General features: G+C 69.4%; 14 protein-coding genes. 8 read left to right on the top strand and 6 right to left on the bottom strand.

The genetic code is table 11. From position 1 onward, the window contains the following. The first annotated feature begins 69 nt into the window (after positions 1-69). Positions 70-654 carry a GNAT family N-acetyltransferase gene (locus D7044_RS30405; protein ID WP_233563332.1) on the top strand — a complete coding sequence of 195 codons (585 nt, stop codon included), beginning with the start codon at positions 70-72 and terminating at the stop codon, positions 652-654. 55 nt (positions 655-709) lie between these two features. Here D7044_RS30405 and D7044_RS30400 read toward each other — a convergent pair whose 3' ends face one another. Beyond that, the gene (locus tag D7044_RS30400; RefSeq protein ID WP_233563330.1) at positions 710-1,666 is read right to left on the bottom strand and encodes a sulfotransferase family protein; all 957 of its coding nucleotides are present in this window, start codon (positions 1,664-1,666) and stop codon (positions 710-712) included. Positions 1,667-1,956: 290 nt separating this feature from the next. Between D7044_RS30400 and D7044_RS30395 the strand changes: the two genes are divergently transcribed. Both D7044_RS30395 and D7044_RS30390 read left to right on the top strand, forming a co-directional pair. Beyond that, positions 1,957-3,141, top strand: coding sequence for an alpha/beta hydrolase family protein (locus D7044_RS30395; protein WP_120681137.1), 1,185 nt, complete (start codon positions 1,957-1,959; stop codon positions 3,139-3,141). Positions 3,142-3,281: 140 nt separating this feature from the next. Next, positions 3,282-3,695, top strand: a complete 414-nt coding sequence (locus tag D7044_RS30390) for an SRPBCC family protein (protein WP_120680946.1) — start codon at positions 3,282-3,284, stop codon at positions 3,693-3,695. Between the two features lie 174 nt (positions 3,696-3,869). On the opposite strand, the gene D7044_RS30385 is transcribed toward D7044_RS30390, so the two are convergent. Next, the gene (locus D7044_RS30385; RefSeq protein WP_120690940.1) at positions 3,870-4,889 is read right to left on the bottom strand and encodes an aldo/keto reductase; all 1,020 of its coding nucleotides are present in this window, start codon (positions 4,887-4,889) and stop codon (positions 3,870-3,872) included. Positions 4,890-5,042: 153 nt separating this feature from the next. On the opposite strand from D7044_RS30385, the gene D7044_RS30380 reads away from it, so the two are divergent. Further along, positions 5,043-5,630 carry a TetR/AcrR family transcriptional regulator gene (locus D7044_RS30380; protein ID WP_199716827.1) on the top strand — a complete coding sequence of 196 codons (588 nt, stop codon included), beginning with the start codon at positions 5,043-5,045 and terminating at the stop codon, positions 5,628-5,630. Positions 5,631-5,748: 118 nt separating this feature from the next. Beyond that, entirely contained in the window at positions 5,749-6,123 is a 375-nt protein-coding gene (locus D7044_RS30375) for a DUF1801 domain-containing protein (RefSeq protein WP_233565177.1), read from the top strand. Positions 6,124-6,245: 122 nt separating this feature from the next. Here D7044_RS30375 and D7044_RS30370 read toward each other — a convergent pair whose 3' ends face one another. Continuing rightward, on the bottom strand, positions 6,246-6,881 hold the full coding sequence (locus D7044_RS30370; RefSeq protein ID WP_120681133.1) for a LuxR C-terminal-related transcriptional regulator: 636 nt from the start codon (positions 6,879-6,881) through the stop codon (positions 6,246-6,248). After that, positions 6,833-8,134, bottom strand: a complete 1,302-nt coding sequence (locus tag D7044_RS30365) for a sensor histidine kinase (RefSeq protein WP_120690973.1) — start codon at positions 8,132-8,134, stop codon at positions 6,833-6,835. The genes D7044_RS30370 and D7044_RS30365 overlap by 49 nt, the downstream gene beginning before the upstream one ends. A gap of 126 nt (positions 8,135-8,260) precedes the next feature. Here D7044_RS30365 and D7044_RS30360 point away from each other — a divergent pair, with 126 nt between their 5' ends. Next, entirely contained in the window at positions 8,261-9,316 is a 1,056-nt protein-coding gene (locus D7044_RS30360) for a fatty acid desaturase family protein (protein WP_233565176.1), read from the top strand. A gap of 157 nt (positions 9,317-9,473) precedes the next feature. Continuing rightward, complete coding sequence (locus tag D7044_RS30355; RefSeq protein ID WP_120680936.1) at positions 9,474-11,387, top strand: transketolase; 1,914 nt, start codon at positions 9,474-9,476, stop codon at positions 11,385-11,387. 919 nt (positions 11,388-12,306) lie between these two features. Here the strand turns inward: D7044_RS30355 and D7044_RS30350 are convergent. After that, complete coding sequence (locus D7044_RS30350) at positions 12,307-12,981, bottom strand: cytidylate kinase family protein (RefSeq protein ID WP_120690936.1); 675 nt, start codon at positions 12,979-12,981, stop codon at positions 12,307-12,309. A gap of 164 nt (positions 12,982-13,145) precedes the next feature. On the opposite strand from D7044_RS30350, the gene D7044_RS30345 reads away from it, so the two are divergent. After that, positions 13,146-13,442: a GYD domain-containing protein gene (locus D7044_RS30345; RefSeq protein ID WP_120680933.1), complete on the top strand. Its 297-nt coding sequence runs from the start codon at positions 13,146-13,148 to the stop codon at positions 13,440-13,442. A 141-nt stretch (positions 13,443-13,583) separates the two neighbouring features. Here the strand turns inward: D7044_RS30345 and D7044_RS30340 are convergent, their stop codons facing one another. Continuing rightward, positions 13,584-14,765 carry a sialidase family protein gene (locus D7044_RS30340; RefSeq protein ID WP_158609376.1) on the bottom strand — a complete coding sequence of 394 codons (1,182 nt, stop codon included), beginning with the start codon at positions 14,763-14,765 and terminating at the stop codon, positions 13,584-13,586. Positions 14,766-15,154 lie beyond the last annotated feature (389 nt).

Below are 15,154 nucleotides of genomic sequence, written 5' to 3'. Positions count from 1 at the left end.
CAGCACCACGACCCCAGGTCGGACAAAAATCCCCGACCACGCGGCGGCAACACGGCTAACCTCTCCGCCGTGACGGGACACGACATACGACTGGAGCAGGAACACGACCACGCGGCGGTGCGAGAGGTGCACACCCGCGCGTTCGGCGACCCGGACCGGGTGCCGGACCTGGTCGACGACCTCCGGACCGCCCGCGCATCGTTGCCGCCGCTGTCACTGGTGGCCACCGTCGACGACGCCGAGGGCGAACGGGTCGTCGGGCACGTGATGCTCAGCGGTTGCCGCCTGGACGCCCTGGAGCGGCTGGTGGCCGTGTACACGCTGTCGCCGCTGGGCGTCCTGCCGGAGTTCCAGCGCACCGGCATCGGCACCGCGTTGATCAGCGAAGCCTTGTCCGCCGCCGACGCCCAGGGCGTACCGCTGGTGTTCCTGGAGGGGGCGCCCGGCTACTACAGCAAGCGGGGTTTCGACAACGCCGACCGGCTGGGCTTCCGGCCGCCGACGCTGCGGTACCCGCCGGGCGCGTACCAGGTCGCCCGGCTGTCGGCGTACGAGGACTGGATGCTCGGCACCCTTGTCTACTCCGACGTCTTCTGGGAGCACGACTGCGTCGGCCTGCGCGGCGAACGGCTCCAGCGAGTCGGAGGCCGCTGACCCGTCGGGGCCGCGGTGCGCGACGCAGCGGCCCCGCGCTGGCGAGCAGAGAGCGTCACTCGTATCCCATGGCCGGGATGACCTCGCCGAGTGCTTCTTCGACGAACGCGCGGGTCTCCTCGCCGAACTGGTCGTTGCGGTTCGTCAGCTTGTGCGCCTCGAACGCCGAGCGAGTAGCGAAGTCGTCGACGCCGAGCCGTTCGAACAGGGCACGGCGCTGCCCGGGCCAGTCGGCCGCGAGGTCCTCGGCTTTCACCTCGATGTAACGCCCGCCCGTCAGGTCGGCGGTGTTCTTCCAGGTGAGCCACCGGTGGTAGATCGGTACGAGGTAGGCGAGCGCCCCGTCGACGGTGGGCGGCGCCCAGGGCTGGGCCAGGTGGGAGGCGAGCACTGAGACCGGGTGACGCTTGATGTGCACGATGGTCGCCTCGGGGACCAACTCCCAGAGGAAGTCCATGCACAGCAGGTTGAACGGTGTCTTCTCACACCAGGTCGACTTGCCCGCGTCGGCGGCTGCCCCGCCGAACAGGGTGTCGATCAGGCCCCGCAGAATCCCGAGCAGTTCGCCCCGGTCGCCGAAGTACCTCGGGACCACCCGTCGGCGGCTCGGCGGCGCGAACGGCCCGGCAGGTCGGTCGGCGTTCCCGAAACCTTCCGGGGGCGCGGGTTCGTCGAAGCTGTACGCGATCAGCTGCGGCCAGAGCCCCTGCACCGCGTCCCGGTAGCGCCGCTCCCCGACCAGCTCGGGAACGGTCTTGCCGCGATCGTCGCGCCGGCCCGGCACTCGGACGGTGAGGAAGTCGCTCAGCCGGTGCAAGGCGTCCTCACCGACGGTGGGGTCGTACCGATTGGTGAGCGCGTCGGCCAGGTCCCGCAGGCCACCGGGGTCGACGAGGAACCGGGTCTCCATCGGAATCCGATGGATCAGCGGGTGCTCACCGATGATGTCGGCGATCCGCGACGTTCCCGAACGACCCGTACCCGCGACGAAGATCGGTGAGGGCGAAGGCATGGCGAGCAGTCAAGCCCTGGGACCGACGCCTGTGCAAGCCGTTTAGCCCGTTCCGGCAAGTGCGGCTCGGTCCACCTCTGGCGGCCGCAGGAGGCAGCGGAGCCAGTGGATTCACGTCGAGGTGGCCGCGCTGCGTCTCCGGCGATCCGGCGGGCAACGCTTCGTCAACTTGACACTAGCGCCAACAGGTTTGCTGTGGAAACCTATTGGCGCGACTACGGCATCCCGCACAGGGCCGCCGCGTCGAGATCAACTACCTGCCCACCCGACTCGACCTGACCGGAGGACCGATGACAACCGAACTGACCCGCCGCCGCCTGCTCACCACCGCGCTCGCCACAGGTGTCGCCATACCGCTCGGCGCCCGGTGGGCAGCCCCCGCGCAGGCCGCTTCCGGTCCGGCACGGCTCACGTTGCCCGCACCCACCGGGCCGCACCGGGTCGGCACCGTCCCACTGCACCTGGTCGACGGATCCCGCCCGGACCCGATCGCCGGCCCGGGACACCACCGCGAACTCATGATCAGCGTCTGGTATCCCGCCGGCCGGGACGCCCGGCGTCATCCGGTGGCGCCGTGGCTGCCCGCCGCGCCGATGGCTGCGCTGCTCGCGGCCAACGGGTTCGACGCCGACGTCGTGGGGGCGCCCCTCACCGCCGGCCACGAAGGCGCTCCGGTGCTCAAGGCAGCGGGTCGGCGACCCGTGGTCGTCTTCTCCCACGGCGCCGGCGGCCACCGCTCCGAAACCACAATCGTCGTGCAGGAACTCGTCAGCCACGGCTACGTGGCCGTCACGGTCGACCACCCGCACGGCTCGTTCGGCGAGTCCCCCGACGGCGCCCCCACGGTCCCTGACGGTGACGTGTCGATCACCCCGTGGGACCACGCCCACGACATCCAGTTCGTCCTCGACCGCATCGAGGACCTCGCCGCCGGCCGCAACCCCGACACCCAGTGCCGTCCGCTGCCGGCCGGCCTGGGCGCCACGATCGACCCGCGCCGCATCGGCATGTTCGGCTGGTCGAAGGGCGGCACCGCGACCGCCCTCGTCATGAACGCCGACCCGCGCGTGCGCGCCGGACTCAGCCTCGACGCTCCGATGCTGTCGCAACCACCCGTCGCCGATCTCGACCGGCCCTTCATGCTGATGACCGCCGTCTTCACCCCCGGCGCCGAAGAGTCCGGCGTCGCGGAATTCTGGCCGCTCCTGCAGGGGTGGCGGCGCCAGGTGCACGTCGACGGCGCGACCCACGGGGCGTACTGCGACAGCCAATGGCTGGTCCCGCAACTGGCGTCGATCATCGGGATGAGCGACGACGACCTCGCTGGCTGGATCGGCACCCTCGACCCGTTCCGGGCGGTACGCATCCAGCAGGCCTACCCGCTCGCCTTCTTCGAGCAGCACCTACATCACCGGCGGCAGCGCCTGCTCAACGGCCCGAGCCCGACCTTTCCGGAGGTCCAATTCGTCCGCTGACCCACTCTCATCCAGGGGCCGAGCGGGTCTGGCCTCGATCCAACGTTCGTGTCCCGGCTTGTGTGGGTCCTGCTGGCGCTCCCCAAGAAGACCTGTAGCCCCCGGCGGCCCACCTCGCCTAGCGATGGGAAGTATCGATCATGGCCACGGTCTCCGTCGAAGTCACCCTCGACCTGCCCGCGCACCTCGTATGGGAAGCCATCGCCGACGTCGGCGCGGTCCACCGGCGACTGCTGCCCGGCCGGGTGGCCGATGCCCGGATCGAGGGTGACCTCCGCATCCTCACGATGCCGGACGGGGCGCAGGTCCGGGAACTCATCCTGGCGGTCGACCACCGCATCCGCAGAATGGCGTACGCGGTGGTCGAGGGGCAGCGACTGCCGCTGACCTACCACCACGCGGCGTTCCAGGTGCTCGACGAGGGCGACCACAGTCGACTCGTCTGGCTGACCGATGTCCTCCCCCACGCGATGGCCGACGCGGTGCGGGCCCGGGTCGAGCGGGGGATCGAGGAGATGAGAGACGTCCTGGAGCTCAACGAATCCGAACGTTAGGCATACGTGGCCCCGAACAGGTGGACTTCGGGGCCACGTTCGAACTCCGGGTGCGCTGCGGCGGGCGCGGTGATCACCGGCACGAACACGCGCCGAGTACGGCCCGCGGAGCGGCCTTCAGGTCCTCGTTGACAGCCGCGGCGCGCAGCTACCGCCCGGACATCGACGGAGAGGTCATCGACGTCGCTTTGCCGCGTCGAGCAGGGCGGGCGGCGTGTCGTTCTTCTCATGGGCGGCAAGGTCGACGCCGGGAGCGACGATCGCGTCGATCGCGTCGAGCACGTCGGCGGAGAGCACGGTGTCCGCGGCGGCGAGTTGGGAGTGCAGGTGCTCCAGCGTGCGGGGGCCGATGATCGCGCTGGTCACGGCGGGATGTGCGGTGACGAATCCGAGCGCGAGCTGGATCATGGTGAGGCCGGCTTCGTCGGCGACCGTGGCGAGCTGCTCGACCGCGTCGAGCTTCGCCCGGTTGGCCGGGACCGAGAGGTCGAAGCGCTGCCGCATGAAGCCCGAGCGGTTCGTGCTGATCTCCCGTCCGGCGCGGATCGCGCCGGAGAGCCACCCCGACGCCAGGGGGCTCCAGGCGAGCACGCCCATGCCGTACTCCTGGGTCACGGGCAGCACGTGGGTCTCGATCCCCCTCTGCAGGATCGAGTAGTTGGGCTGTTCGGTGACGTACCGGCTCAGCTGGTTCTCCCGGGCGGCCCACTGCGCCTGCACGACGCGGTGGGCGGGGAAGGTCGACGAGCCGAAGTAGCGGATCTTTCCCGCCCGCTGCAGGTCGGTCAGCGCCGAGAGGGTCTCCTCGTCGCTGGTGCTCGGGTCCCACCGGTGCATCTGGTAGAGATCGACGTGGTCGACGCCGAGTCGGCGCAGGCTGTCGTCCAACGCGGTGACCAACCAGCGGCGTGAACCGCCCCGATTGTTGCGGGCGTCGCCCATCGGCAGGCTCGCCTTCGTAGCGAGCACAAGGTCGTCGCGGTGGCCGGCGATGGCCTTGCCGACCATCTCCTCGGACTGGCCGCCGCTGTACACGTCGGCGGTGTCGATCAGGTTGATCCCCGCGTCGAGGGCGGCGCCGACGATGGCGGTGACGTCCTCCTGGGTGGTGTTGCCGATCTTGCCGAAGTTCATGGCGCCGAGTACGAGGGAGCTGACCTGGACGCCGGTGCGGCCCAAGGTGCGGTACTGCATGAGGGTTCCTCCCGAAGGGTGGAGCGAGTTCGTGGTGCGCCTGGTCTTGGCTCACCGGTTCGTGACATCATGAACAAGTGGAACGCTGTTCCGTTAAGACGATACGGAACATGGTTCCGCTTAACCAGGGTGAGTGACGGAGGTAACGGCGCAGTGACCGACACCGAAAGCGGATCAGCGCAACCGGCCCCGCAGAAGCGGGCCGACGCCCGACGCAACCAGCAGCGCCTGCTGGACGCGGCCGCCGCGGCGTTCATCACCTCCGGTGTCGACGCGCCCGTACGCGACATCGCCACCAAGGCCGGCGTCGGCGTGGGGACGATCTACCGCCACTTCCCGACCCGGGCAGACCTCATCGTCGCCGTCTACCGGCACCAGGTCGAGGCGTGCGCCGAGGCCGGCCCGACGCTGCTGGCGGAGAGCAGCACACCGCACACCGCACTGGCGCGTTGGATCGACCTCTTCGTCGACTTCCTGGTCACCAAGCACGGCCTCGCCGAGGCGTTGCAGTCCGACGACGCCGCCTTCGAGAATCTGCACCCCTACTTCCTCGACCGCCTCGTCCCCGTCTGCGCCCAGCTCCTCGACACGGCCGCCACGGCCGGCGAGATCGTTCGCGACCTGGATGCCTACGAACTGCTGCGTGGTGTCGGCAATCTCTGTATCGGCGCGGGCAACGACAGCCGCTACGACGCGCGTCGCCTGGTCGCACTCCTCATCGCGGGACTGCGGCTGCGCTAATACGCAAACCAGCTCTCGGGTCCGCGTGGGGGACGTAGGCGGCAACTGATGTCAGTCGTTGATGGCACACTGCCCTCTGGCTCAAGGACATCACGAGGGAGAGTGACAGGTGCCGAGCATGTCTGGCGAAGTCGACGACTTCATGGCGACCCTCGCTCACCCCCTGAAGTCGGGTGTCGAGGAGCTCAGGTCGGCAATCCTGGCGTCGAACACCGAGATCTCGGAGCACGTGAAATGGAACGCTCCGAGTTTTCGATTCGGTGGAGACGACCGAGTGACCTTCCGGCTTCGACCCGGTGACCGTGTCCAACTCATCTTCCACCGAGGGGCGAAGGTCCGATCGGACGTCGCCGAGTTCACCTTCCAAGATCCCACTGGGCTGATCACCTGGCTGGCACCCGATCGCGGTGTCGTGACGTTCCCGGACCTGAAGACCATGCAGTCTCAACAGCCTGCCGTGGTCTCCCTCGTGAACCAATGGGTCCGGGCATAGTGCTACGCCCACCCTGGCGGGTCAGGTTGAGATCCCCGTCGGGGCCCGCAACTCGCAGCCAGGCCTTTCGCCCTCTGTAGTGGGTCAGCTCCTCCTGACGCTCACCGTGAACGCACCCCCGTTCAGACGTTGAGGTATGCCAGAACGGCGAGGACGCGGCGGTTGTCATCGTCGGAGGGCGGCATGTCCAGCTTGGTGAGAATGTTGTTGATGTGCTTGCTCACGGCCTTTTCAGTGATGCGGAGTTTGGCCGCGATCGCGGCGTTGGAGCGACCTTCAGCCATCTCGCCGAGCACCTCACGCTCCCGCGCGGTGAGCACCGCCAGCGGCTCCCGGCGGGCGAGTAACTGCGAGATCACCTCGGGGTCCATGGCGGTGCCACCGCCGGCGACCCGGCGGACGGCGTCGACGAACTCGCCGACGTTGGACACACGATCCTTGAGGAGGTAGCCCACACCACCGTCCGGGGTGCTGAGCAGTTCGCGGGCGTACAGGGGCTCGACGTGCTGGGAAAGCATGAGGATCGGCAGGCCGGGCATCTGGGTCCGGGCCGCGATCGCGGCCTGCAGGCCCTCGTCGGTGAAGGTCGGGGGGAGGCGGACGTCGATGACCGCCACCTGGGGCCTGTGTGTGATCAGGGCGGGCAGCAGAGCCGGGCCGTTGTCAACGGCCGCGACGACGTCGAAGTCGAAGGCCTGCAGGAGCCGGGTCAGCCCGTCACGGAGGAGGGCATGGTCCTCGGCGATGACAACGCGCACGGCAACTCCATGGTGATGACGGTGGGTCCCCCGGGCGGGCTCGACAGTGCGATCGTGCCATCGAACGCGGCGAGGCGGCGTTCGACACCGCGCAGACCGGTGCCGGCGGCGGGGTCGGCGCCTCCCGTGCCGTCGTCGGTGACCACCATGCTCAACGCACCGTTCGAATGGTGGATCGACACCGCTCCGGTGCGGGCGCGGCTGTGCCGGATCATGTTGGCCAGCGCCTCGGCGACTGCGAAGTACGCCGCGGACTCGACGGGTGTGTCCGGCCGCCCCGGCAGATCGATGTCAACCGTGATCGGCACCGGCAGGCTGAGCGCTAGCGCACGGACCGCGCCACCGAGTCCCCGTTCGGCGAGCACCGGTGGGTGAATGCCGCGGACGAGGTGCCTCAGCTCGTCCAGCGCCGCGACGCCGGACTCACGCGCCTCGGCGAGCAGCTTGTGGGCCTCGGCCGGGTTTCGGTCGATGAGTGTGTCGGCCAGGCCGATCACCATGCTCAGCGCAACCAGACGGGCCTGGACGCCGTCGTGCAGGTCGCGTTCGATGCGGCGCAACTCGGCCGCTTGCGCGTCCACCGTGTCGGCGCGCGTGACCGTCAGCTGCGTGACGCGCAGCCGGAGTTCGGCGGCCCTGGTGGGCGCGAGGAAGAGCCGGGCGAAGTGGGCGTCGACGCGCCGCAGCCACGGCGCCGCCCACAGGCCGGCGGCGAGGATGACGACGCCTTGCGGTAGGCAGAGCAAGCCGGCACTGACCGTGTCGATGGACCAGATGGCGCCATAGCCGTACCACCCGGCCCCGTGCCAGATCCACAACGGGGTCAGCGTCAGACCCACGAGCCCATACAACGGCACGACCACACCGATCGTCCCGAGGGTGAACCCGACGATCGCGCCCGGCGCGAGCCAGGCAAGGTCGCGCCAGGTGGCCGGGTCCGTCACCGTCCACCGGAAGCGCCGCCAGCCACCGGCCATGGCTCGTTCCGGGGGCGGAAGGTACGGACGGGTCACCAGGACACCGGCCCGCGAGGCACCTCTGCGCTCGAGATCGGCGCGCATCCGGACCAGCGTCATCGTCCACGGCACCAGCGCGAGGCCGAGGAACGGCACCGGCGCCAGGGCCAACGCGACAAGTGACACGGCGAGCAGCGGCAGGTTGGTGAGCGCCAGGCCGATCGCGGCCAGGCCGCCCAGCCCCGAGCGCACACCGCGCCGGACCCATCGGCCCGTCCGTTCACCAGCCCCGGCCATGTTCACCTGTCATATTGTGCCCGTCGGGGCGCGGCTCGATGGTGGTGCCAGCACCACCTCGCCGGAGGGCGTAGCGCTCCTGACGATTGACGCGTCAGGCGGTGTGATCGAGCCATGACGATCACCATGGCGCCGTCGCGGACAACGACCGGCAGTGACTTCGCCGTCCTGTCCCGCCAGATCAGCGGCGCGGGGCTGATGCAGCGCCGGCCCGCCTACTACATCGCCCGGCTGAGCGTGGTCACGCTCATGTTGCTCGGCGGCTGGACCGCTTTCGTCGTCATCGGCTCGTCCTGGTGGCAGCTGGTGACCGCCGCGTTCCTCGCCGTGACCTTCACCCAGGTCGCGCTCGTGGCGCACGACCTGGCACACCGCCAGGTGTTCCGCACCAAACGTCCCAGCGAGATCGCCGGGCGGCTCGCCGGGAACCTCGGTGTCGGGATGAGCTACGGCTGGTGGATGGACAAGCACACCCGTCACCACAACAATCCCAATCACGACGACCTCGACCCTGATGTCGCGCCCGAAGTGCTCATCTGGGCCACCGAGTCGGCCATCGGCCGGCGCGGGCTGAAGGGTTTCATCACCCGGCACCAGGCCGCGCTGTTCTTCCCGCTGCTCACCCTCCTCGCCATCGACCTGAAGGTGTCGAGCATCAAGTCCTTGCGCAACGGCACGGTGAAGCGCCGCGGGCTGGAGAGCATCCTGCTGATCCTGCACGCCGTCGGCTACCTCTCGGCACTGCTGATTGTGCTCTCGCCACTGCAGGCGATCGCGTTCCTGGTCGTTCACCAGGCGCTGTTCGGCGTCTACCTCGGCATGACATTCGCACCCAATCACAAGGGCATGCCGCATCCGACCGGCGACGAGGACTACCTGCGCAAGCAGGTGCTGACCTCCCGCAACGTCCGCGGCGGCTGGCTGACCGACGCGGCGCTGGGCGGCCTGAACTACCAGATCGAACACCACCTGTTCCCTGGCATGCCGACCCCCAACCTGCGCAAGGCCCAGCCGATGGTGCAGGCATACTGCGCGGAGATCGGCGTCGCCTACGAGCAGACCAGCCTCGTCACCTCCTACCGCCAAGCCCTGCAGTATCTGCACCAGGTGGGCGCGCCGGCCCGCGCCGAACACGCCGCACGCCGGCGGCGGGAGCGCGAGTCGATGCCGTCGGCCAGGTAACGAGACCGCGCTCTTCGATGGGCAGCGTAGTTCGAAGCGGTGTGCCGAAGGGCGGCAGCGTGACGACCAGCGCACGGCGGGCCGGACTACGTCTGATCGAGGCCGTCGGGGGTAAGCGCGGCGGCAGCATCCGGTTCGCGCAGTAACAGGAGGCACCGTGACCCTCACCGCGCCCACCGCCACCATCGGCCTCGACACCGCCGCCGAGGTGGCCGCCCAGCTACGAGTGGATTCGATCCGCTCCAGCACCAGTGCCGGGTCCGGGCACCCGACCTCCAGCATGTCCGCGGCCGACCTGTTCGCCGTACTGGCGACCCGGCACCTGCGCTATGACTGGGATGACCCCCGCTCGTCGGCGAACGACCACCTCATCCTGTCCAAGGGTCACGCCTCCCCACTGCTGTACTCGCTGTTCAAGGCGGTCGGGGTGATCTCCGACGACGAGCTGATGCAGGGCTACCGCCGGCTCGGGCAACGCCTGCAGGGCCACCCCACGCCCGCCCTGCCCTGGGTCGACGTCGCCACCGGCTCACTCGGCCAGGGCCTGCCCGACGGCGTCGGCGTCGCCCTCGCCGGGAAGTACCTCGACAAGCAGCCCTACCGGGTGTGGGTGCTCTGCGGCGACAGCGAGATGGCGGAGGGCTCCATCTGGGAGGCGTTCGACAAGGCCTCCTACTACCAGCTCGCCAACCTGGTGACCATGGTCGACGTCAACCGGCTCGGCCAGCGCGGCCCCACCGACCTGGGCTGGGACGTCGACGCGTACGCGCGCCGGGCCGAGGCGTTCGGCGCCCGGGTGCTCGTCGTCGACGGCCACGACCTGGCCGCCATCGACAACGCGATGGCCACCGCCGCGGACCCGAGCGGCGACCGGCCCACCGTGATCATGGCCAAAACGGTCAAGGGACGCGGCTTCTCCGAGGTGGAGGACAGCAACGACTGGCACGGCAAGCCGTTCCCGCCGGACATGGCGGAGCGGGCCGTCCGCGAACTCGGCGGCGAGCGCAATCTGAAGGTGCGGGGCCCGCAGCCCGAACCGTCAGCCGTCGACGGTTCCAGCCCCACCAGTGACGCGGCGGCCCGCCCCGTCACGACCCAACCGACCGAACCGCCGACGCCCGCCCGATACGACCTGGGCCAGAAGGTGCCCACCCGCAAGGCGTACGGCGACGCCCTGGTCGTGCTCGGCGCCCAGAACCCGCGCGTCGTCGCGCTCGACGGCGAGGTCAGCAACTCGACGTACGCCTTCGAGTTCGCCCGTGCCCATCCCGGGCGGTACTTCGAGATGTTCATCGCCGAGCAGCAGATGGTGGCCGCGGCGACCGGGCTCGCGGTCCGCGGTTACCACCCCTTCGCGTCCACCTTCGCCGCGTTCCTGACCCGGGCGTACGACTTCATCCGGATGGGCGCCGTCTCCGGGGTCGATCTGAGCCTGGTCGGTTCGCACGCCGGCGTCGAGATCGGCCCCGACGGCCCCTCCCAGATGGGTCTCGAAGATCTCGCCATGATGCGCGCGGTCAACGGCTCGACGGTGCTCTATCCCAGCGACGCGACCAGCACGGTGGCCCTCACCCAGATCATGGCCGTCCTTCCGGGCATCAGCTACCTGCGCACCACCCGCGGCAAGTACCCGGTGCTCTACCCCGAGGGGGAGAGCTTCCCGATCGGCGGGTCCAAGACCCTGCGCTCCTCCGACCAGGACCAGGTGACGCTCATCGGCGCCGGCGTCACCCTGCACGCCTGTCTCGCGGCCGCCGACGCCCTGGCCGGTGAGGGGATCCGGGCCACGGTCATCGACTGCTACTCGATCAAACCGATCGACGACGAGGCCATCGCCGAGGCCGCGGCCACCACCGGACGGATCGTGGTCGCCGAGGACCACCGCGCCGAGGGCGGCCTCGGCTCGGCCGTCAAGGACAGCCTCGTCGCCGGCGGGCGGGCCACGCCGTCCCTCGCCCATCTCGCCGTACGCGGCATGCCCGGCTCCGGGTCGAGCAAGGAGCAGCTCGCCTGGGCGGGCATCGACGCCGACCACATCGCCTCCGCCGCCCGGAACCTGCTGCACGGCTGACGCGATCCTTCCTCGCCTGGACACGAACCTCCTGGCGCGTACCGGTCCGATCTCCAGGGTCGGAGCGTCTACCGGGGCGAGGCCGGCTGCGCCGCGCGTTCTCAATCTGCGAGCGCCGGCTCGATGGGCCGCGACGGGAGGAAGCGGACAGAATTGGGTGGCCCTGCCAGCCCGCCCCGCTCTAGCGTGTGACTGGACATTTCTCCTCCGCCCCATTCAGGAGAGGACTTCACCCCGCGTGACGCCGCCTGCTCTGTAGACCTGACACCTTCTCCGCGCATCGGTCGCCGACTCACCGTCGGCTCATTTCCCATGCCCTTCGTCAGATCTTCAGAGAGATCATGTCTACGCGTCCTCATATCGTTCTGTCCTGGTCCCTCCGGCGCAGGGGCCTTCCCCTGCTCGACCCGCTGATCGCCCGTCGCAATCGGTTCGACCTGCGGTGGGACTCGTGCCGGGGCCTGCTCGCCCCGTCTCCTCCCGGAAGCCCCTGGCCCGTCCAGGTTCCGGTCATCTTCGACGACCCGGTGCCCCACCCACTACTCACGTCCCTGCCCGAACGGTTCGTCGCTCAGGCATCCGGACATCAGCCGCGGGGAGACTGCTCGCGGCGTCGAGATCGGCACTCCGCTGAACCGCGGAACTCTGCGGGACCACGCGTTCGTCCTGCGGTGAGCCGCCGCCGCGGACCCGAGCCGTGGAGAGGGGCAAGGTGGCCTTGCCCCGAACCGCATCACGCGGCGGTCCGCGCCCGGGCGCTCATGACCGGGCGCGAACGAGGGTGTCACTGCCGGCCCGGTACCGGCGACGACGGTGAACGCCCGGCGAGCATCTGTCCCCGACGGTGCTCGCCGGGCCTCGGCGCTGGTCACGTTGCGTCGGTCAGCCCCGGTCCGGGCAGGCCCGAACTGCGCACAGATCAGTGTGTTCGGGCCTCCCAGACCGGCTGCTCTGGCTCGTCGTTGTGCACGATGACGTCGACGTGATCGGTCGGGCGGACCGCAGCGAAGTAGAACTGTTGGGAGGGGATGTACCGTTCGCGCCAGCGCCGCTCGACTTCGGCCCGGGATGACACCTGGCGCTCCCGGATCACCGCACGATCCACGGTCTTCTCGAGCGCGGTGGAGACGAAGACGCGCAGATCCCACCGATCAATCAGTTCCGGGCGCATGAGGAAGACGCCGTCGAAGACCAGCACGGCGTCGGCGGGAGCAGTCGTGACCGGCGGCGATTGCACAGTATCCGTTGTGCGGTCGTAGACCGCGGATTGGAAGCGCCGGTCTCCGCCGGGGCCGAGCGGATCGAGCAGAACCCGGTTCAATGCGTCGTAGTCGTGGGTGTCGTGGTAGCAGCCTTCGGCCGAGTACTCGCCGCGCGGATAGCGCTGCGGCCGGGCGAAGAGGAAATCGTCGATAGTCGCGCGGATGACGTCGCGGCCCTGCGCGCGGAGTACGGCGGCCAACTCGTCGGCGAGTGTGGTCTTGCCTGCGGCCGGCGGTCCGTCGATGGCAACCCGCGTCGGGTGCGCGACCGTGACGGACCCGACTGCCTCAGCCAGTCGGCGGAGCACCTCGTCGCGGGCGCCCTGGTCCATGTCCTGCCTCCTGGTCTCGCGAAGGTCGCCGTGTCGAGCCGACCTTATGCGCGCCGGCGGCGGCGGCCTCCGCCCCGAGAATCTCGGACCGCAGGTGATGCAGATTCCGGGCATTATGCCCGGAATTGACCCTACGATGAGGCTCTTCTTGGAGGTGAAGGACCGTGCCGGCGTATATCGCGTTGCTGAACTGGACCGATCAGGGGATCCGAGGTTACAAGGACACCGCGAAGCGCGCCGAGGCGTTCGCCGCAGCGACGCAGAGGGTCGGGGCGAATCTCCTGGACATCTACTGGACCGTCGGTCCGTACGACCTCGTGGCCGTCGTCGAGGCGCCCGACGACGAGACCGCCAGTGCGGCGCTCCTGCAGCTGGGCGGGGCGGGCAACGTCCGTACCACGACCCTGCGGGCCTTCGGTCGAGAGGAGATGGATCGCATCATCGCCAAGGCCGCCGGCTGAGTCTGCCATGCAACGAGAGGTTGGCGTCAGGCCGACCAGGCAGCCTGCGGATCCAGGCCGCCGCAGAGAGCGGTGAGGCCCCGCCTTGGACGCGGGGTGCGGACGCCAGGAACGTGTCGTGGCGTCCGCACCTCGGGGCGGTCAGCGTCGGGTGTTCACGTAGTGGCACGCGGAGGGCTGCTTCAGCTTCCCGTTCCGCAGCTCGACGGGGACAGGCCGCGCATTGGAGGGCAGGTCGATGCCGGCCCGCACGAACGCCTCGTTGAAGACGAGGTGCCGCATGGACTCACGCCGGTGCGTGTAGGCCAGGTGGATCATGCCGTCGCCGGTCTGCATCAGATAGGGGTACGAGAACTCGGCACCGGGCTCGGACTCGACGTCGACGTGCCTCGTCCAGGTCTTGCCCTGATCGGTGGAGAGGGAGAGCCGCAGGATGTTCCGGCCCGAGGTGATCGGGTTGTGAGCCAGCACGAGATTGCCGTCGGCGAGCTTGATCAGGGCCACTCGGGCGTTGTTGTTCGGCAGCCCCGTCGACTCCGCCGTGGTCCAGGTGCGACCGTAGTCGAACGACTCGGTCCGGTAGATGGCCTGGTCGCGGGTGCGAAGGTAGGCCAGCAGGTGCCCGGGTTCGAGTTCGACGGTGGCCGGCTGGATCGCGCCGTTCGGTGAGGTGGGCCAGTCCGCGTCGTTGTCGGACGGGTACGGCACCCAGGTGGAGTAGTTGTCGCTCGGGATGTACCAGCCGGACGCCCACCGCGTCTCGCTGTAGATGGGGACGAGGACCTCTCCGTTGGACATGCGGAACGGTTGGGTGCCGAAGAGCCAGCCCCACTCCTCGCGGATCTGTTCCGGGTCGCTCCACGTACGGCCGTTGTCCGTCGAGCGGATGAGGCGCAGGTCGGCCTCGGTCCATCCGTCTCCACGAATGGTGGAGAAGAAGAGGTAGGTGGTGTCGTCGTCGGCCCAGAGCACCGCGTTTCCGTCCGGCTGGTCCGGCTCGTCGAAGATCACTCGCGGTTCGGTCCAGGTCCTGGATCCGACCGGAAGTCGACTCATGTAGGTGGCCACGTCATCGGCCTTCTCCTGGGTGCCGGCGTAGAAGGCGTAGAGGAGGTCACCGTTCGGCGCCTTCTCGATCGACGCGACGTGGACGCCGGGGTAGTCCGGGTCCTGCGGGTGGATGTCCTGGCGGCAGGCGTAGGCGCGAAACGCGTCGCTGTGCCCGGGTGGCTCCGCGCGTGCCACTCCGGCTACCGGTAGCGCCAGCACTGCGGCGAGGCCGGGAACCAGCACTCGGCGCAGCGCGGTCAGGTGTGCGATCACGATCTCTCCTCTGGTCCAGTCTGGAGATACGGGCGGCGGGCGGTCCGTGACCATCGGGGGTGGCGCCCGTGTTCGTACCCGTCTCCTGCGCCGGCTCGGGTGCAAAGCGCCCCCATTCGAGTGATCAGGTTCCGCGGCGGGCCGCCCCTGCGGTCGAGGACGGCGATCGGCAGGTCACGGACGATCCCGGGAGGGGCGCAACCAGCTCGCCGCCCGCGGATACGCGCGGACGCCTGCTCCACAAAGGGGTGCGGAAGCCTGTTTTCGTTAACCGTCTACTGTTAACAGTAGGTTGCCAGGGGCAAGGATCGATGTCAACGGCCTTCGATCCAGATCGAGCGCACCCGGTCGACGAACCTCCGCCGCACCGCGACACCAGACCTGCGGCT

The organism is Micromonospora musae (genome assembly GCF_003626635.1).
In the GTDB taxonomy this organism is placed as follows: Bacteria; Actinomycetota; Actinomycetes; order Mycobacteriales; family Micromonosporaceae; genus Micromonospora; species Micromonospora musae.
The sequence above is the reverse complement of the archived record's forward strand: the minus strand, read 5'-3'. Positions and strand labels throughout refer to the sequence as shown.